This window comes from Streptomyces sp. NPDC004610 (assembly GCF_040609715.1).
Lineage (GTDB): Bacteria > Actinomycetota > Actinomycetes > Streptomycetales > Streptomycetaceae > Streptomyces.
In genome coordinates, this window is the sequence record NZ_JBEXLA010000008.1 from 22779 (window position 1) to 41134 (window position 18356).

Consider the following 18356-nt stretch of genomic DNA (forward strand, 5'->3'; position numbering starts at 1 on the left):
GGGGCGGAGTGGTGGACCAGGGGGGCAGGGGGTCGGTCCTGGGCCCGGCCGATCGGGGAGGGCGGTGTCGGTTCTGGGTCGGGCCGCTTGGGGAAAGCGGCGTCAGTCCTGGGCCCGGCCCGTGGTCACGCGGGCGATCATCAGGGCGACCAGGATGATTCCGCCGTAGATGGCCTGGATCCAGAACGAGGGGACCTGGGCCAGGGTGAGCAGGTTCTGCACCACGCCGAGGAGGAGGACGCCGGTCAGGGCGCCGAACATGGTGCCCTTGCCGCCGTCGAGGCTGATACCGCCGATGACGGCCGCCGCGAACACGGTGAAGATCATGTTGTTGCCCTGGTTGGCGCTGATCGCGCCGACATATCCGGTCTGCATGATCCCGCCGATCGCGGCGAGGACCCCGGCGACGACGAACACCCCGAGCATCACCCGCTCCACCCGGATCCCGGCGGCGCGGGCGGCCTCCGGGTTGCCGCCGATGGCGTACAGGGCGCGGCCGACGCGGTGGTACCGGAGGACCAGTCCGGCCACCGCGAAGGCGGTCCCGGCGAGCCACACCGACAGCGGGATGGTGAGGAAGGTGGTGGTGGCCAGGGAGTAGAAGGCGTCGGGCATACCGAACAGGGTCTTGCCCTCGGTGGCGCCGACCAGCAGTCCGCGCAGCACGATCAGCATGGCCAGGGTCACGATGAACGCGTTGAGCCTGAACTTGACGACGAGGACGCCGTTGAGGGCGCCGACCGCCGCGCCCGCGACGAGGACGGCCGTCAGGGCGAGCCCGGCGGGGAGTTCGGTGCCCCAGCCGGAGGCGGCGGCGGGCAGCACCAGCAGGGCGCCGACGGCGGGCGCGACCCCGACGACGGACTCCAGGGACAGATCGAACCTGCCGGTGATCAGCACCAGGGACTCGGCGAGCACCACCATGGCGAGGGCGGCGGAGGCGCCCAGGATGGAGACGAGGTTGCGCTCGGTCAGGAACGAGTCGTTGACCAGCGCGCCCAGGATCAGCAGCAGGACGAGGGCGGGCAGCAGGGCGAGTTCCCGGGCCCGGCGCAGCAGTACGGTCCTGGCCGCGGGGGCGGGGGCGCGGGTGCCCGCGGGCACCCCTGTCATGGCCTTGGTGTCAGCCATGGTGGTCCACTCCTTCGATGGAGGCGATCAGCTCGTGGTCGTGCCAGCCCGCCGGGTGCTCGGCGGCGATCCGGCCGTGGAAGAGGACGAGGACGCGGTCGCAGCGGCGCAGATCGTCGAGTTCGTCGGAGACGACGAGGACCGCGATGCCGTCGTCGCGGGCGCTGTCCATCCGGGCCAGCAGGGATTCCTTGGACTTCACATCCACCCCGGCGGTGGGGTTGATCAGCACCAGCAGCCGGGGGTCGGAGGCGAGGGCGCGGGCCATGACGACCTTCTGGGCGTTGCCGCCGGAGAGGTCGGAGACGGGCTGGTCGGGGCCCTCGGTGTGGATGTCGAGCCGGTCGACCAGCTCGGCGGCGACCGCGCGGCGCCGCTCACCGCCGACGAACCCGAACCGGCCGAGCCGGTCCAGCACACTCAGGGTGGCGTTGTCGCCGACGGTCATCGCGGGCACCAGTCCCTGGTCGTGCCGGTCGCGCGGCACCCAGCCCACCCCGGTGTCCAGCACCCCCCGGACATCACCGAAGGGCAGCGGTGTCCCGCCGATCGTCGCGGTGCCGGAGGTCGGGGTGTGCAGTCCCGCGAGGGTCTCGGCCAGTTCGGTCTTGCCGCTGCCGCTGATCCCGGCGAGCCCGACGACCTCGCCCTCGCGGACGGTGAGGTCGATGCCGTCGTACGCGGGTGAGGTGAGGCCGTGGACGGCGAGCAGGACGGGGGCGTCCACTGCGGCGGGGGCGGTGCGGTGCCGGTCGGCGCGGTCCTCGACGCTCTCGCCGGCCATGGCCTCCACGAGGGCGCGGCGCGGGAGGTCGGCGACGGGGGCGGTGGTGATCCAGCGGGCGTCGCGGAGCACGGTGACGGTCTGGCAGACCTCGTAGACCTCTTGGAGGTGGTGGGAGATGAACAGGAAGGTCACCCCGGAGTCCTGGAGGGTCCGCATCCGGCCGAACAGGCGCTCGATCTCCCGTTTGTCGAGCTGGGCGGTGGGCTCGTCGAGGATGATGAAGCGGGCGCCGAAGGAGAGGGCGCGGGCGATCTCCACCAGTTGCCGGTCCTCGACCCTGAGGTCGGCGGTGCGGGCCCCCGGGTCGACCCGTACGTCCCAGGTGGCGAGGAGTTCGGCGGCCTCGGCGCGCAGGGTGCGCCAGCTGATGAGGCCCCGGCGCAGCGGCCGGCGATCGATGCCGTGCCTTCCCGGGGGACGACCCCCGGACCCTGGGCCGGACCTCGACGCGGACCGGGTCGAGCGCGCGGCGTGGATCTCGGCGAGGAAGAGATTCTCGGCGACGGTCATGTCCGGGACGAGGGTCGGCTTCTGGTAGACGCAGGCCACCTTGCGGCGCCAGGCGTCACGGTCGGCGAGCGGGGGCGCCGGTTCGCCGTCGAAGCGGACCGTGCCCGCGTCGGCGGCCTGGAGGCCGGTGAGGATCGAGACCAGGGTGGATTTGCCGGCGCCGTTGCGGCCGACGAGGGCGTGGGACTCACCGGGCAGGACGGTGAGCCGGCCGTCGCGCAGGGCGGTGGTGGGGCCGTAGCGCTTGACGATGTCCCGGGCCTCCACCAGCGGCCGGGGTGCAGGCTGCTCGCTCATCCGACGGTGTTGCCCCACAGCTCGGGGTCGTCCACGTTCTCCCTGGTGACCAGCGGGGCGGGCAGCTGGTCCTCCAGGATGCCGCTGGGCAGCTTCACGATCTCGGAGCCGTGGTCGGTCGGGCCGGGCTCGAAGGTCTTCCCCTGCATCGCCGCCTTGATGTAGTACATGCCGTACTTGGCGTACAGATCGGCGGGCTGGGAGACGGTGGCGTCGATCTCGCCGTTGCGGATGGCCTCGTACTCCTGGGGGATGCCGTCGTTGGAGACGATGGTGATGTGGCCGTCCTCGCCGGTCTTCTTCAGCAGGTTCTTTGATTTCAGGGTCTGGAGGGTGGGCGCGAGGTAGACGCCCCCGGCCTGCATGTAGATGCCCTTGATGTCGGGGTTGGCGTTGAGGAGTGTGTCCAGTTTGGAGGCGGCGGTGTCGGACTCCCACTTCGCCGGGATCTCCAGCACCTCCAGCTCCGGGAACTTCTCCTGGACGCAGGTGCGGAACGCCTCCGAGCGCTCCCGGCCGTTGACCGAGGCGAGGTCGCCCATGATCTGCACGACCTTGCCGGACGGGATCTGCCCGCCGAGGTACTCGCACGCCTTCTCGCCGTACGCCACGTTGTTGGCGCGGACCACCATCGCTACCTCGCCCCGGTCGGGCGCCACGTCCACGGCGACGACGGGGACGCCCTTGCGTTCCGCCTGGTCGAGCCCGGCCTCGATGGCGGCGCTGTCCAGCGGGGCCACGACCAGGCCCTTCACACCCTGGTTGAGCTGGTTGTTGATGTCGGTGATCTGCTGGGAGGGGTCGCTGTTGGAGTTGACCGTCTTCAGCGCGTCGACGCCCTCCGCGTCCGCCATCTTCGGCACATAGTCGTTGTACGACTGCCAGAACGGTGAGGTCAGCAGGGGCAGGATCACCCCGACCTGCCCCTCCCCGCCGGCGCCCGCGGCGCCCGTGCCCCCCGTGTCCTCGGTGCTGCCGCACGCCGTGAGCGCGAGGGCGGCACCGACCGCCACCGCCAGGGCGCGCGATGCGCGTGCGGGAGCGAAACGCCCAGTTCCGTCGGCCATCTGCCAGCTCCTCAAGAAGCGTGATCGAGCAGTTGCCCGCATATTTATCAGACCACTTCGCGCCGTCAACACCCCACGGACGCCAAATTCCGCGATTTCCGGGGTACTTCACGACCGAGTGGTCCGACCACATCCGAAGTGGTCCGACCACTTCCCGGCATTCCCGGTTAGACTGCGGCGCACCCGGCGACTGGAGGAGTGGCGTGAACGAGACGGCGACGACGACGGTGACGGCGGAGGCCGGGGCCGGTGACGCGTCCGCGCCCGCGTCCGCGCCCGCGCCGAAGGGCACGGTCACCCAGCGGGCCATCGAGCAGATCAAGGCGATGATCACCGAGGGGCTGCTGGAGCCGGGGCAGCGGCTGCCGACCGAGCGCGATCTCGCCGCCCAGCTCGGTATCTCCCGCAGTTCGATGCGCGAGGCGATCCGCGCGCTGACCGTGCTCGGCGTGCTGGAGGCCCGGCACGGCTCCGGCATCTATGTCACCCAGCTCCAGGCCGGTGATCTGCTGGAGACGTTCGGCGTGGTCGCCGATCTGTCGCGCGGGCCCCGGCTGGTGGAACTCCTGGAGGTGCGCCGGGTCCTGGAGTCCACGGCGACCGCGCTGGCCGCCGCCCGGATCACCCCGGCGGCCCTCGCCGAGGTCGAACGCCATCTCGCGGCGATGAACGCCACCGAGGACCCCGAGCAGATCCTCGCCCACGATCTCGCCTTCCACCGCGAGATCGCCACCGCCGCGGGCAACGAGACCATGGCCGCGATCCTGGAGGGCCTGTCCTCGCGCACCTTCCGCGCCCGGGTCTGGCGCGGCTACCAGGAGGAGGGCGCCTTCGACCGCACCCGGCGCGAGCACGCGGCGATCCATCGCGCACTGGCGGCCCGGGACCCGGAGGCGGCACGGGCGGCTGCGGCGGCACATGTGGGCGAGGTGGAGGAGTGGCTGCGGGCACAGCTACGCGGCTGAGCCCTACGGGCTGGGGGGTGTGCGGCGCGGGCCGGGGCTGGGGGGTGTGCGGTACGGGTTGGGGCTGGGTGGTGTCCGGTACGGGCTGGGGCTGGGCGATGTCCAGTACGGGCTGGGGCCGGGTGATGTCCAGTACGGGCTGGGCGACGTCCGGTACGGGCTTGGTGCTGTCCGGTACGGGCTAGGGCTGGGCGATGTCCGGTACCGGCTTGGTGCTGTCCGGTACAGGTTGGGCGATGTCCGGATCCGAGGGTCACGCGTCCGTACGGACACCTGTGGGCCCCGGTCCGGTGCGGTTGATTGGAGGTGAGCACACAACCGCAGGAGGCAATCCCGATGACCACCACCTCACCCCATGAGATCGCCGGTATCACCGTGCCGGACAGCGCCCTGGTCCGCGAGGCCACCGAACTGGTCCGCGACGCGGCCTCCGATGTGGTGTACCACCACTCCCGGCGGGTCTTCTTCTGGGGTTCCCTGCGCGGCCGGGCGCGCGGTCTGGCCGCCGACCCCGAACTCCTCTACGTCGGCGCCCTCTTCCACGACCTGGGCCTGACCCGGCGCTACCGCACCGCCGACCAGCGCTTCGAGATCGACGCGGCCGACGAGGCCCGCGCGTTCCTGCTCCGGCACGGGATCCCGGCCGGGTCGGCCGATCTGGTCTGGCAGGGCATCGCGCTGCACACCACCCCGGAGATCCCCTGGCACATGGCCCCCGAGGTCGCCCTGGTCACCGCCGGTGTGGAGGCGGACGTCCTGGGCCTGGGCCTGGGTGAGATCGGTGACGAGGCGCTGAAGCGGGTCGTGGCCGAGCATCCGCGTCCCGACTTCAAGCGGCGGATCCTCGCGGAGTTCACCGACGGTCTCGCGCACCGCCCGGCGACCACGTTCGGCAATGTCAAGGCCGATGTCCTGGAGCGGTATGTGCCGGGCTACCAGCGGGAGAACTTCGTCGACATCATCCTGAACTCCGACTGGCCCGAGTGAGCCACCCGCCGGTCGGCGACGCCCGCCCCGCCGCCGGGAATCCGGCGGGGCCCGGCCGACGGGTTCACCGCGTGACCGGCCGACGACTCCCCACGCATCGGCCGGTCACGCGTTCTCCATAGGGGCGAGCACGCGCCGCGGTACTCGCCCCGGCTCGGGCCGAGGAGAGCAGCCACGCGAACCGATTCAGCTGGGTTCAGCTCGATTCGGCAAGTCTCCGGACTTCCTCCGGAATCTCACTTCCCGTGTACACGGCGAACAGCCGGGCGCTCGTCGGCGAGTCACCCACCGCTACGGCAATCGCGGGCGGTACTCCCTCGATGGCGTAGACGGGCTCCTCCACAGCCGGGTCGGAGGGAGTCTCCCCACCGGTGTCGTCGCATGGCGGCTGGGTGGCGACACCCAGTTCGTCCGCGGCCGTGAACTCCACGTTGGCGACGTTCTCGTAGGTGCGGCCCTGGTAGATGAACTGCGCCGGGCAGGAACCCGCCGACTCGCCACTGCTGTGGGAGGCCACCTCCGCGTCGTCCCCTGCTCCGCAGGCGCCGGCACCGACGAGTACCCCGGTCACCAGGGCCGCAGCGGCCCATCCCGTGAGCCGAGTCATGAGCCCACCCCCTCAGTAGATCCAGATGAAGGGTGCCATGGTGAGATCGGGGTGGGCGGACGAGACATGGTCCATGCCGAACACATGGCCCGCCTCATGCGTTCCGACCGCCCGGACGTCGTAGTGAGCGGTGCACGTGCTGGGCGGGTTGTTGGTGAAGTCGTTGTCCGTCGTGTTGTACCGGACATCCGCCTCGATCAGTTCCCGCAGGCTGGAGGTCGTCCCGGCCACGGTCCACGAGCAGGTCACGGCGAGATGGCCGTTGGCCAGGTCACCCGCGTCCCAGGTGTTCTGCTTGTCCCGTGGCGTGCACTGGCTGGAGGCGTTGATGTCCGCCTCGTAGGTGGACGTGCCTTTGTAGCTGGAGTCGGCGTCGACCGTATCGGCGATGCCGCAGTCGTTGTAGTTTCCGGTGATGTTGTTGATGGCGTCCGCGAAGGCGACCTGGTGCAGGCCGCCATGGCTCCGACGGCTGCGGGTTCGTCGGCCGGGGCCGGGTGAGCGTCACCGATCCGGTAGCTGATGACGCCATCGGCGGCGACGGACACGGACAGCCCGTCGGCCTCGCCCCCGGCGGCTTCGAGCGCGTCGACACGGACGGCCTCCCCTCGCTCGGGAACGACGACGCCCACCGTGCCGTGAACGACGGTGCGCCCGCTGAGGTCACAGTCCTTGGAAGCCTCGCCGGTCGGAAGCCGATCGACTGTCAGCTCCCCCTCGGCCGGGCGTCCCTCGCCCCGTCGACCGGAACCGCTCCCGGTACGCCCCCGGCGTGATCCCCAGCAGTCGGCGGAACGCGCGCCGCAGGGTCTCCACCGAGCCGAAGCCGCTCGCGCGTGCCACCGCGTCGAGCCCGTCGTCGCCGCTCTCCAGCAGCGCCTGCGCCGCCTCCAGCCGCACCCGCTCCACGAACTCCGCGCCGGTACCGCCGGTCTCCGCGCGGAACAGCCGGGACAGATGGCGCTCGCTGACCCCGGCCGTGCGCGCCATGGAGGCGAGGGTGTGGTCCGCGCGCGGGTCGGCGGTCACCGTGTCCAGTACCCGCCGTACCGCCGAGTCCGGCGGGTACTTCGCGCTCTGCCGCACCGAGAACTGCGACTGACCGCCGGGCCGGGCCATGAACACCACGAGCTGCCGGGCCGCCGCGCGGGCCACCTCCGGGCCGAGGTCGCCCTCGACCAGCGACAGCGTGAGATCGATCCCGGCGGTGATCCCGGCCGAGGTGATGAACCGCCCGTCCCGGACGAAGATGGCGTCGCTGTCGACCTCGACCTCCCGGTAGCGGGCGGCGAGATCGGCGGCCAGCCGCCAGTGGGTGGCCGCCCGGCGCCCGTCGAGCAGTCCGGCCGCGGCCAGCGGAAACGCCCCGGCGCAGATCCCGGCGACCGTACCGGCATCGCCCGCGAGCCGCCGTACGGCGTCCAGCAGCGGGACATCGGCGACCGCCGCCCACCAGTCGGGGCGGCCGGGCACCATCAGGGTGTCGACGGGGAAGTCGACGTCCTTGAGGGCGAGGTCGGGGACCAGCCGCAGCCCGGCCGTCGCGGTCACCGGCCCACCGTCCACCGAGGCGGTGGTGATGCGGTAGGCCCCGCCGTGCTCATTGGCCGCCGCGTACACCTCCAGCGGTCCCGTGACATCGAGGATCTGCACGCCCTCGAAGACGACCATCAGGACCTGGTGGGGTGGTGCCGTACGCATCCCCCGATCCTCGTGGGCGAGGGCGGGCCGGGGCAAGCGGAGCCCCCGCCCGCCCCGGCCACCCCCCTCACGCCCGCCGCAGCCGCAGCGTGACCAGCTCGAACGGCCGCAGCCGTACGGGGATCAGCCTGCCGTCCGCCTCCGGGGCGGGCGGGTCCGCGAGGGGGCGTTCCAGCAGGTCGGTCACCTCCACCCCGGCGATCTCGAACCCGGCGGTGAGCGTGGCGCGGGCCCGGCCGCCGTGCGCCTCGTGGAAGCGGACCACGACATCGCCGCTGCCGTCGTCGGCCAGCTTGACGGCGGTGACCACCACCGCGTCCCGGTCGGCCGAGACCAGCGGGGCCACCTCCCCGGCACCGGTCAGCGCCCGCTCCGGCTGGTTGATCCGCCAGCCCTCCCGGACCGCGTCCCCGATGGTCGCGCCCACCACCAGCGCGTGCCGGAAGCGGTGGACGCCCTGGTCGGTCTCGGGGTCGGGGAAGCGCGGGGCGCGCAGCAGGGAGACCCGGACCGTGGTGGTCGTACCGAGGTCGCCGTCGGTGCGGACCGTGCGGGTGATGTCATGGCCGTAGGTGGAGTCGTTGACGACGGCGACGCCGAAGCCGGGCTCCTCCACATGGACGAAGCGGTGGTTGCACGCCTCGAACTTGGCTGCCTCCCAGGAGGTGTTGGTGTGGGTGGGCCGGTGGAAGTGGCCGAACTGGGTCTCGGACGCGTACCGCTCGGCGTGCACATCGAGGGGGAAGGCCAGCTTGAGGAACTTCTCCGTCTCGTGCCAGTCGACCTCGGTGTCGATGAGGAGCCGCCGTTCGCCCGGCGGCAGCGTCAGCACCTGGACCACCCGGGAGTCGCCGAAGCTGCGCACGATCCGTACCGAGTCGCCGCCGGGGCCGGGGGTGACCTCGTCGGCGGCGGTGAGGTCGGTGACCGTGTTGCGGTAGAACTCGTCGACGTCCCAGGCGTCCCACATATTGGGGAAGTCGGGGTGCAGCTGGAGCAGATTGGCGGCCCGGCCGGGGGCGATGGTCTCGCGCCCGGCATCGATGTCATGGGCGGAGACGACGAGGCCCGAGGCATCGACCGCGATGCGGAGCAGCCCGTTGTCGAGGAGGTGGCCGCCGCCGTCGCGGGGGGTCAGGGTGGTGGCACCGGCGGGGACGGCGGGGGCGGCGCCGCCAGCGGGGACGCCGTGGCGGGCGTGGGGCGCGGCGTTGAAGACGAGGGGGGTGGTGCCCTCACCGGCGAGCGCGGACTGCGCGGCGGTGATGATCGTCTCCAGTTCGGCGGCGATCCGGTCGTAGGTGGCGCGGGCCTCGCGGTGCACCCAGGCGATGGACGACCCCGGCAGGATGTCGTGGAACTGGTGCAGCAGCACCGTCTTCCAGATGCGGTCCAGGTCCTCGTAGGGGTAGGCCGCTCCGGTGCGGACGGCGGCGGTGGCCGCCCACAGTTCGGCCTCGCGCAGCAGGTGTTCGCTGCGGCGGTTGCCCTGCTTGGTCTTCGCCTGGCTGGTGAGGGTGGCGCGGTGGAGTTCGAGGTACAGCTCGCCGACCCAGACGGGCGGTTCGGGGTACTCGGCGACGGCCTTGGCGAAGAAGTCGGCGGGGGTCTCCCAGGTGACGGTCGCGGAGCCTTCGAGGTCGCGGAGCCGGGCCGCCTTGGCGACCATCTCGCGGGTGGTGCCGCCGCCCCCGTCGCCCCAGCCGGTGGGGGCGAGGGAGTGCCGGGCGCGGCCCTTGTCCTTGAAGTTGCGGGCCGCGTGGGCGATCTCGCTGCCCTTCATGGAGCAGTTGTAGGTGTCGACGGGCGGGAAGTGGGTGAAGATCCGGGTGCCGTCGATGCCCTCCCAGCGGAAGGTGTGGTGCGGGAACTTGTTCGTCTGCGACCAGGAAATCTTCTGGGTGAGCAGATACTTGGCCCCGGCCGCCTTGATGATCTGCGGGAGCCCGGCGGCGAAGCCGAAGGTGTCCGGCAGCCACGCCTCGTCGTTCTCGATGCCGAACTCGTCCAGGAAAAAGCGCTTGCCGTGCACGAACTGGCGGGCCATGGCCTCCGAGCCGGGCATGTTGGTGTCCGACTCGACCCACATACCGCCGGTCGGCACGAACCGGCCCTCGGCGACCGCCTCCTTCACCCGCGCCCACACCTCGGGCCGGTGGTCCCTGATCCACGCCCACTGCTGCGCCTGGGACATGGCGAAGACGAAGTCGGGCTCGTCCTCCAGCAGGGCGGTCATGTTGGAGGTGGTGCGGGCGACCTTGCGGACCGTCTCGCGCAGCGGCCACAGCCACGCCGAGTCGATATGGGCGTGGCCGACGGCGCTGACGCGGTGGGCGGAGGGGGCGGCGGGTGTGGCGAGGACGCCTTCGAGTCGGGCGCGGGCGGCGGACGCGGTGCCGTTCACGTCCTGGAGGTCGATGGCGTCCAGTGCCCGGTCGACGGCGCGCAGGATCTCATGGCGGCGGGCGGAGTCGGCGGGCAGCTCGGCCATCAGCTCGCCGAGCACCTCCAGATCGATGACGAGTTGCCACACCGTCTCGTCGAAGACCGCGAGGTCCATGCGGGTCAGGGTGTACTGGGGGTCGGTGCCGGCGGTGTCCTTGTCGCCGAGCCGGGTGGGCAGGAAGGGGTGGTAGTCGAGGATGACGGGGTTGGAGGCGGCCTCGATGTGCAGGGTCACGGTCTCGCCGCCCGCCACCGGGGCGCCGATCCGCACCCACTGGTTGCGGGGGTTGAGGCCCTTCACCGGGGTGCCGTCGGGCCGGTAGACCAGGCCCTCGCACTGGAAGCCGGGCATGTTCTCGTCGAAGCCGAGGTCGAGGACCGCCTCGACGGTCCGCCCGGCCCAGCCCTCGGGGACGGTGCCGGTCACCCGGAACCAGCTGGTGCCCCACGGAGCACCCCATCTGGCGCCGACCGCGATCGGCTCGGGTTCGGCCGCGAGGCCCTCGGCGACCGGGACCGGTTCGTCGGGGGCGTGCCACACTGCCACGTCGAGCGGCACGGACTCGGGGTGGACGGCGGGGCGGATGCGTTCGTCGAGGACACGCTTGAGCCGGCCTTCGACGAGGCTGCGGTCGTCATGCATACGGGGTGCTCCGTAGATCGTTTCGTGGTGCGGTGGTGATGTTGCCAGGGGGCCTGGTCAAGGGCCGGGGCGGGGGCCTGATGGGGGGCGTCATCGGGGGACCTGATCAGGGGGCCTGATCAGGGGTGGTGGTCCCACCACCAGGCGGTGGTGGGCCCGGCGGGGGTGGGCCAGTCGGTGGTGGGCCGGGCGGTGGTGGGCCCGGCGGTGGTGGGCCAGGCGGTGGTGGGCCAGGCGGTGGACCTACCAGGTGTGGGTCACGACAGCAGGTGTCGACGACGAGTACAGCTCCCCCACCGAGCGCACTTCGAACCGTGTCGTCCCCTCCCCCGGTTCCGGCACGAGCCCGCCGGCGAACCAGGCGAGCTGGCCCGTGCCCCCGAGGAACCGCCTGCTCCCGTCGGGCAGCACCCGGTGCACGGAGTAGTGGCGTACGGTGCCGGGCGCCGCCGCCCAGCCCAGGCGCAGTTCGCCGCCGGAGGAGGCGGTGACCCGGGCGTCGGTGGGGGCCGCGGGGGCGCCGGGGGTGGCGGAGGTGGCGCGGACGGCGAGGTGGCCGAGCCGCCAGCGGACGGTGCCGGTGCCCGTGCCGGTGGGGGTGAGCCGGACGCCGAGCGCCCGGACGGTACCGCTGAGCCCGGTGAGCCGTGTCGTCACCGTCTGCCAGCTGTTGACCGAGTTCACAGGGAAGTAGGTGTACGGGGGTGTCGCACCGGGGGTGGTGGGTTCGGCGGTGGCGACGGCCAGTTCGACGTTCACACCCCCGGCGTCGGTGCGGGGCGTCAGGTCGACAACCGAGTCAACACCGATCGCCAGCTGTGTCGCGTACAAGTCGATGATCACGGGGGCGGTGAGTTCACCCTCGACCAGGAGGCTGCTGCCGCCCCGCCAGGCGTCCGCGAAGTCGAAGGCCACGGCAGGCCGCGTGCCCGAGGTCCGGACGACCCATTGCCGGGAGGGCAGCCGGTCCTGGAGCCCGAGATGGTTCCACGGCCGGTCCGAGGTGACCTGCCCGTCCTCGTGATACCGCAGCCCGTGCCCGGTGTTGAAGACGCTCGCGAACGGCAGGGACGTCACCGTGGAGCGGTCGGCGACCACCACGGCCGGGGCCCGCCACGGGTCGGCGGTGTCCGGGCGGGTGGGGTCCAGCGAGCGCCCGCTCCAGAACCGGTTGTCGGCGGCGTGGAAGTCCTTGGGCGCGCGGGCGTTCGCGGGCAGGTGGTTGCGGGTCCACTCGGGCCGGTAGAGGCCGAGCGAGACGACGTGGGCGGAGGTGCGCGGGACGATCGCGTCCCAGTTCACGCTGGAGCCCGAACCGTTGGACTCGACGTCCACCCCGGCCCACAGCTCGTAGCGGCTCCGGCCGAGTTGCTGAGCGCGGTTCCCGGAGGACACCAGGCTGCTCGCCGACCAGCGGAAGTCGAGGAACATGTCGTCGGCGGCCTGGAAGAACGGCTCGTTGCGGGCGTTGAGCGCCCCCTGCCAGCTCACCGCGCCGCTGGTGGTCATGGAGTCGTACCAGGTCACCCGCTGTCCCTCGGCGGTGGCGAGGGTCTTCAACTCACGCAGGAAGCCCTGCATGGCGGTGCCGAGGGCCGCGTCCCCGCCGCCGGTCTCGGCGTTGACGAACCAGCCGTCGAAGCCGTACGCCTTGGCGACCGCGACCAGTTGCGCGGCGAGCGGGTAGCGGCCGGTGCCGTCCCGCTGGACCAGGTCCCGGGTCCATTGCAGCTGGCCGCCGTAGGCGGCGGGCGGCAGGAAGACATTGCCGAGGACCCGGACGCCGTGCCGGTGGGCGGCGTCCACGAGGGGCGCGTTGGGGGCGAGGACCAGGCCCTCGCCGGAGGAGCCGCCCCAGAAGACCAGTTCGTCGAGGTAGGACCAGTGGGTGGGGGCGTAGTAGTCGGCGGTGGCCGAGCCCTGGGAGGGGTTGCCCGCGGTCGGCCCGAAGGAGACCAGGGACTGGATACGGGCCTGTCCGGTGCGGGCCGTGCTGTTGGCGGGGGTGGGGGTGAAGCGGGCGGCGAGCGGGACGCGTGAGGCGTTGAAGGCGAGGTCGGGGTCGTCGGCGGCCCGCCAGCTCTTGAGGCTGCGCCAGGTGATGCCGGTGCCGGGGGTCCCGGCGGGCAGCGAGTCGGGGTACCAGTACGAGGCGTACGGCTGGAGCGGGGTGGCGAGGGCGTCGGCGGTCCCGGGGCCGGTGGCCGGGGTCGCGGCGGCGGGGAGGGCGGGCAGCGCCGGGAGCAGGGCGGCGCTCGCTCCGGCGAGCAGCACGGTGCGTCTGGTGGGGTTCACGAGCGGGTGCCTCCTTGTGGGGTGGGGAGTACCTGGTCGGACGTGACGACTTCGGTGATGCCGCGCGCCGCCAGGTGCTGCTGGTCGGTGGCGCGGGTGTCGAGGACGGTGGTGGGGCGGGCGCCGTCGGCGGTGAGCCGGAAGAAGGCGTCGTAGACGGGGCCGCCGGGGGCGCAGCGGGAACGGGTGGCGGGGTCGGCCGGGACGACGAGGGCGGTGGTGCGCGGGGCCGGTGCGGTGGGGGCGGTGGCGGTGGGGGTGCTGGCGGCGGGGGTGGTGGCGGCGGGGGGTGCGGCGTGGGCGGCGGCCCGCGCGCGGGCGGCTTCGGCGGCGCGGGCCAGGACCCGGGCGGTGTCCTTGGGGGTGCGGTCGTTGGTCAACAGCCCCAGACCGTATTCCAGTTCGGGGAAGTCGGCGAGATCGCGGGAGACGTCGTGGGAGCACCACCAGGTGATCCCGAAAAGATCCGGACAGTCCAGGGCGTGTTCGATCGTGGCCTCGGTGAACGCGGCGGCGTGCTCGGGCGGGATCAGCGGGGCGGGGGCGCCGACCTCCTGGAGCCAGACCGGGCGGTGGGGTGCGTCCGCCCATGCCTTGCTCAGTTCGATCAGATAGGCGGCGTGGTGCTCGGTGGGCACGGAGAGCCGTCCGTGGCGCTGGGCGGTGCCGTTGAACACCCAGGAGTGGACGGCGGTCATGGTGCCGTGCCGGGCGGCCTGGGCGGGGGTGAAGGGCTGGTCGTCCTGGTACCAGGTGGCGTCGTACTCGGCGTGCAGATGCAGCTTCCCGGGGGCGCCCTCCTCGCAGGCGGCGAGCATCCGGGTGAGCCAGGCGTCGATCTCGTCGGCGCTCGCGCGGTCGGGGTCGGGGTGGGGTCCGGCGGAGAACTGGTTGATCTCGTTGCCGAGGGTCATCCCGAGGAAGTTGGGCCGGTCGGCGAGGGCGGCGGCGAGGGTGCGCAGCAGCTGGGCCTGGCCGTCGAGGACCTCGGGGTCGGTGAACAGATTGCGGCGGTGCCAGGTGCGGGTCCAGGCGGGCAGGAAGTCGAAGCTGCTCAGATGGCCCTGGAGGCCGTCCACATTGACGTCGAGTCCGCGTTCACCGGCGGCGTCCACCAGGGTCACGAGCTGTTCGACCGCGCGCGGGCGGACCAGCGATCGATTCGGCTGGAAGTACGGCCAGAGCGGGAACACCCGGATGTGGTCGAGTCCGAGCGCCGCGATCGAGTCGAGATCGGCGCGCACGGAGTCGGCGTCGAAGTCGAGCCAGTGGTGGAACCACCCTTCGCTGGGGGTGTAGTTGACGCCGAAGCGCACGGCAGCAGCAGAAGACATGAGGGTCCCGGTTCGGTTGTGCGGGGGTGCTGTTCGGGTGGGGGCGGGTCGTGTTCGGATGAGGGTGGGAGGTCTGCTGGTGATCGAACGATCAGGTGATCACCAGCGGGCGATCACCATCAGGTGATCACGCTCAGCCCTTCACCGCCCCCTCCCCCACCCCGCGGAAGAAGTACCGCTGGAGGCAGGCGAACAGCAGGATCAGCGGGGCGACGGCGATGATCGTTCCGGCGGCGACGAGGCGTTCGTCGTTGGCGAAGGTGCCGTGCAGATAGTTCAGTCCGATGGTGAGCGTGAACTTGGACGGATCGCTCAGCACGATCAGCGGCCACAGGAAGTCGTCCCAGGCGCCCATGAAGGCGAAGATGGCGACGACGGCCAGGGTGCCCTTGACGGACGGGAGCGCGATGCGCAGGAACCGCTGCCAGACGTTGGCGCCGTCCACGAATGCGGCTTCCTCGATCTCGTAGGGCACGTTCAGGAAGGCGTTGCGCATCAGCAGGACGTTGAGCGAGGCGACACAGCCGGGCAGCAGCACACCGAGCAGGGTGTTGTTCAGGCCCAGCTCCCGCATGGTGGTGAACTGGGCGATGATGATGCCCTCCACGGGCACGAGCATCGCCAGGACGAAGGCCAGGGTGGCGGCGCGGCGGCCCCGGTAGCGCAGCCGGGCCAGGGCGTATCCGGCGAGGGCGGCGCCGACGCAGTTGGTGACCACGTTGGCGACGGCGACCTTCAGGGAGTTGAAGGCGTAGTCCCAGACGGGGATGGTGTCGGCGACGCGCTGGTAGTTGTGCAGGGTCGGCTCGCCGGGCAGGAACTTGGGCGGGGAGCTGAAGATGTCCTCGGTCGGCCCCTTGAGCGAGGTGGACAGCTGCCACAGGAACGGGCCGATCATCAGCGCGAGCACGGCGAGCAGCAGGGTGTAGCGCAGGGCGAGTTCCCAGCCGGGGATGCGGCGGCCGTTCTCGTCGGTGAGCCGCCGCCGGGGTGCGCGCCGGGCCGGGGCGGGCGGTGCTTCGTTGGGGCGGGTCTTCTCGATCACGCTCATCGGTCCTCCTTCCGGTCGGCGCGCAGCACGAGCAGCATCAGGATCACGGTGACCACGAACACGACCACGCTGATCGCGGAGGCGTAGCCGACCCGGCCGGTGAGTCCGGTGCCGGTGCGCTGGACGAGCATGACGAGGGTGGTGTCCTCGCCGGCCGGTCCGCCGGTGGGTCCGGCCATCAGATAGACCTCGGAGAACACCTTGAAGGCGGCGACCGAGGAGAGCGCGCCGACCAGGACCATGGTGGAGCGGACGGCGGGCACGGTGACGGTCAGGAAGCGGCGGACCGCTCCGGCGCCGTCGACGGAGGCGGCCTCGTGCAGTTCACGTGGGACGTTCCCGAGCGCCGCCAGATAGATGATCATGTAGTAGCCGAGGCCCTTCCAGACCGTGACGGTCATGGCGCTGAGCAGCAGCAGCCACTGGTCGCTGAGGAAGCCGATCCGGCCGACGCCGATGGTCTCCAGGACCGCGTTGACCAGGCCGCGTTCGTCGAGCAGCCAGACCCAGATCAGTCCGACCACGACGATCGAGGCGACGACCGGGGTGTAGAAGGCGGAGCGGAAGAAGGTGATGCCGGGGATGGTCTTCTGCACCAGCAGGGCGAGCAGCAGCGGCAGGATCACCAGGGCGGGGACCACGCCGAGGACATAGAGCGAGCTGTTGCGCAGACCGATCCAGAACATGTCGTCCTGGAGCATCTCGCGGTAGTTGGCGAGGCCGATGAACTCGCCGGGGATCAGGGTGCGGCGATCGGTCAGGGAGTTGATCAGTGTGGAGATGAACGGATACAGAACAAACGCGCCGATGATGAGCAGTCCGGGCGCGGCGAACAGCCAGGGGCTGGTGGGCAGCTGACGCTGCACCCGGGATTCGGGGGGTACGGGACGCCGTACCCGGGAGTCGGGGTGCGCTGGACGCCGTACCCGGGGGGCGGGGCCCTTGGCCCCGGGGATCGCGGGACTCGCCATGGTGACTCAGCCCTGCTGCTGAAGGAGCCGGTCACACGCCTTGACAGCGTTGTCAAGAGCGCCTTGGGGGCTCTCCTTGCCCTGGAGCGCGCGGGCGACGGCGTTGCGCAGTTCGACCTTCATCTGTTCGCTGAACAGCACCGGTGTGTAGTTGACCGCCTTCTTGAGCGACTGGGCGGCGGCCACCCGGACCCGGGTCTCGTCGGTGCCGTCCTCCTTGGTGAAGTACGGGTCGTCGAGCGAACCGGCGGTGCTCGGGAAGATGGCGACCTGCCGCGCGAAGGACATCTGCCGGGTGGCGTCGGTGACGTAGTGCGCGAACGCGACCGCGGCGGGCTTCTTCTGGGTCTGTGCGTTCACCATCACCCCCATCACGTACATGTTCACCTGACCGGTGCTGGTGATCTGATCGGTGATGCCGATGTTGTCGTACAGATTCGGCGCCTGCTTCTTGAAGTTCTCCAGGTCGAGCGCGCTGCCGGGGTTCATGGCGACGGCCTCGGTGAGGAACTTCTTCCCGGCGGCCTCGGGGGTGGCGGTGAGCGCCTGCGGGTCGAGCGCCTTGGCGTCGTACAGCTCCTTGTACCGGGTGAGGAGTTCGACCCCCTTGGCGTCGTTGAAGGCGAAGCCGGTGCCGTCGTCGTTCATCAGCGGGACGCCGTAGCGGCCGAAGTCCTCGATGGTGGGGACATTGGCGAGGGTGGCGACCTCGCCGTCGGTCTCCTCGGCGATGCGCAGCGCGTCGGCGAAGAGTTCGTCATAGGTCTTCGGCGGCTGCTCGGGGTCGAGTCCGGCCTTTTCGAAGAGCGACTTGTTGTAGAAGAGCGGGCCGGTGTTGAGGTACCAGGGGAAGGCGTAGGTGCCGGTCAGGCCTGGTATCTGATGGCTGGCCCAGGCACCCTCCAGATATTCCTTCCGGTACTGGGGCGCGGCCTGGTCCAGGTCGAGCGCGAGTCCGGCCCTGGCGAGCGGGGCGGCCAGGTCGGGGGAGACGTTCACGACATCGGGCAGGGTGCCGCCGGCCGCGTCCGCGCTGATCTTGTCGGCGTAGCCCTCGGCGGGCTGGTCGACCCACTTGACCTCGGTGCCCGGGTACTCCTTCTCGAAGTCCGCGATCACGCCCTCGAAGTAGTCCTTGAAGTTGGCGCGGAGGTTCCAGGTCTGGAAGGTGATGGCGCCCTCGACCTTGCCCGAGGCGTCGGTGGAGCCGCCGCCGTCGCCCCCGGAGCCGCAGGCACTGAGCGGCACGAGGACGACTGCGACAGCAGCGGCGGCGAAGGTCCGGCGGGAAATGCGCACGACGATGTGCTCCTTTGCGGCGGTGAGGTCCGGTGACGGCCGGGATGAACCGGAGGTGTCGGCCAGACCTTGCACTCGGTTCCGGGGAAAAGTCAATGCATTCCGTTGCGCTAAAGCATTAGGCCACACAAACTCCCAGCTCAGGCAGGGTAGTTGAGGAGCCTTGCGGGAGATCACTAATGCGCTTTAGGATGCTGCCACTCAAGCGCATTAGTGCATCGCCTCCCGCGCCACGCCGGGTGGCGGTCTTTCGAGTGGGGATTCAC

Annotated in this window: 14 protein-coding genes; 2 read left to right on the plus strand and 12 right to left on the minus strand. The window is 71.2% G+C overall.

Annotated elements, in window-relative coordinates:
- Positions 1-102 precede the first annotated feature (102 nt).
- Genes ABZX40_RS10735 through ABZX40_RS10745 form a run of 3 tightly spaced genes read right to left on the minus strand, consistent with a single transcriptional unit; the run spans position 103 to position 3792 of the window.
- Positions 103-1131, minus strand: a complete 1029-nt coding sequence (locus ABZX40_RS10735) for an ABC transporter permease (RefSeq protein ID WP_355746867.1) — start codon at positions 1129-1131, stop codon at positions 103-105.
- Positions 1124-2725 (minus strand): sugar ABC transporter ATP-binding protein, encoded by a 1602-nt coding sequence (locus tag ABZX40_RS10740; protein ID WP_355746870.1) that lies wholly within the window; start codon positions 2723-2725, stop codon positions 1124-1126. The genes ABZX40_RS10735 and ABZX40_RS10740 overlap by 8 nt, the downstream gene beginning before the upstream one ends.
- Positions 2722-3792, minus strand: a complete 1071-nt coding sequence (locus ABZX40_RS10745) for a sugar ABC transporter substrate-binding protein (protein ID WP_355746873.1) — start codon at positions 3790-3792, stop codon at positions 2722-2724. Before ABZX40_RS10745 ends, ABZX40_RS10740 begins: the two co-directional genes overlap by 4 nt.
- Positions 3793-4019: 227 nt before the next feature.
- On the opposite strand from ABZX40_RS10745, the gene ABZX40_RS10750 reads away from it, so the two are divergent.
- Complete coding sequence (locus ABZX40_RS10750; RefSeq protein ID WP_355747029.1) at positions 4020-4757, plus strand: FCD domain-containing protein; 738 nt, start codon at positions 4020-4022, stop codon at positions 4755-4757.
- 336 nt (positions 4758-5093) lie between these two features.
- Positions 5094-5744: an HD domain-containing protein gene (locus ABZX40_RS10755; protein WP_355746876.1), complete on the plus strand. Its 651-nt coding sequence runs from the start codon at positions 5094-5096 to the stop codon at positions 5742-5744.
- Between the two features lie 196 nt (positions 5745-5940).
- On the opposite strand, the gene ABZX40_RS10760 is transcribed toward ABZX40_RS10755, so the two are convergent.
- The 9 genes from ABZX40_RS10760 to ABZX40_RS10800 form a co-directional block, all read right to left on the minus strand.
- Positions 5941-6351 (minus strand): DUF6281 family protein, encoded by a 411-nt coding sequence (locus ABZX40_RS10760; RefSeq protein ID WP_355746879.1) that lies wholly within the window; start codon positions 6349-6351, stop codon positions 5941-5943.
- A gap of 12 nt (positions 6352-6363) precedes the next feature.
- The gene (locus ABZX40_RS10765; RefSeq protein ID WP_355746882.1) at positions 6364-6600 is read right to left on the minus strand and encodes a hypothetical protein; all 237 of its coding nucleotides are present in this window, start codon (positions 6598-6600) and stop codon (positions 6364-6366) included.
- A 414-nt stretch (positions 6601-7014) separates the two neighbouring features.
- On the minus strand, positions 7015-8052 hold the full coding sequence (locus ABZX40_RS10770; RefSeq protein WP_355746885.1) for a GlxA family transcriptional regulator: 1038 nt from the start codon (positions 8050-8052) through the stop codon (positions 7015-7017).
- 67 nt (positions 8053-8119) lie between these two features.
- Complete coding sequence (locus ABZX40_RS10775) at positions 8120-11140, minus strand: glycoside hydrolase family 38 C-terminal domain-containing protein (RefSeq protein ID WP_355746888.1); 3021 nt, start codon at positions 11138-11140, stop codon at positions 8120-8122.
- A gap of 243 nt (positions 11141-11383) precedes the next feature.
- Positions 11384-13435 carry an endo-beta-N-acetylglucosaminidase gene (locus tag ABZX40_RS10780; protein WP_355746890.1) on the minus strand — a complete coding sequence of 684 codons (2052 nt, stop codon included), beginning with the start codon at positions 13433-13435 and terminating at the stop codon, positions 11384-11386.
- A complete protein-coding gene (locus ABZX40_RS10785; protein ID WP_355747032.1) occupies positions 13432-14751 on the minus strand; it encodes a glycosyl hydrolase in 1320 nt (439 codons plus the stop codon). Before ABZX40_RS10785 ends, ABZX40_RS10780 begins: the two co-directional genes overlap by 4 nt.
- Positions 14752-14902: 151 nt before the next feature.
- Positions 14903-15820, minus strand: a complete 918-nt coding sequence (locus ABZX40_RS10790; protein WP_355746893.1) for a carbohydrate ABC transporter permease — start codon at positions 15818-15820, stop codon at positions 14903-14905.
- Positions 15817-16791, minus strand: coding sequence for a sugar ABC transporter permease (locus ABZX40_RS10795; protein ID WP_355746896.1), 975 nt, complete (start codon positions 16789-16791; stop codon positions 15817-15819). Before ABZX40_RS10795 ends, ABZX40_RS10790 begins: the two co-directional genes overlap by 4 nt.
- A gap of 6 nt (positions 16792-16797) precedes the next feature.
- Positions 16798-18090 carry a sugar ABC transporter substrate-binding protein gene (locus ABZX40_RS10800; protein ID WP_355746899.1) on the minus strand — a complete coding sequence of 431 codons (1293 nt, stop codon included), beginning with the start codon at positions 18088-18090 and terminating at the stop codon, positions 16798-16800.
- Positions 18091-18356: the final 266 nt, after the last annotated feature.

Coding starts and splice junctions, on each gene's coding strand:
- ABZX40_RS10735 (WP_355746867.1), bottom strand. CDS start 1,131: ATGGCTGACACCAAGGCCATGACAGGGGTGCCCGCGGGCACCCGCGCC.
- ABZX40_RS10745 (WP_355746873.1), bottom strand. CDS start 3,792: ATGGCCGACGGAACTGGGCGTTTCGCTCCCGCACGCGCATCGCGCGCC.
- ABZX40_RS10790 (WP_355746893.1), bottom strand. CDS start 15,820: ATGAGCGTGATCGAGAAGACCCGCCCCAACGAAGCACCGCCCGCCCCG.
- ABZX40_RS10775 (WP_355746888.1), bottom strand. CDS start 11,140: ATGCATGACGACCGCAGCCTCGTCGAAGGCCGGCTCAAGCGTGTCCTC.
- ABZX40_RS10755 (WP_355746876.1), top strand. CDS start 5,094: ATGACCACCACCTCACCCCATGAGATCGCCGGTATCACCGTGCCGGAC.
- ABZX40_RS10795 (WP_355746896.1), bottom strand. CDS start 16,791: ATGGCGAGTCCCGCGATCCCCGGGGCCAAGGGCCCCGCCCCCCGGGTA.
- ABZX40_RS10770 (WP_355746885.1), bottom strand. CDS start 8,052: ATGCGTACGGCACCACCCCACCAGGTCCTGATGGTCGTCTTCGAGGGC.
- ABZX40_RS10740 (WP_355746870.1), bottom strand. CDS start 2,725: ATGAGCGAGCAGCCTGCACCCCGGCCGCTGGTGGAGGCCCGGGACATC.
- ABZX40_RS10760 (WP_355746879.1), bottom strand. CDS start 6,351: ATGACTCGGCTCACGGGATGGGCCGCTGCGGCCCTGGTGACCGGGGTA.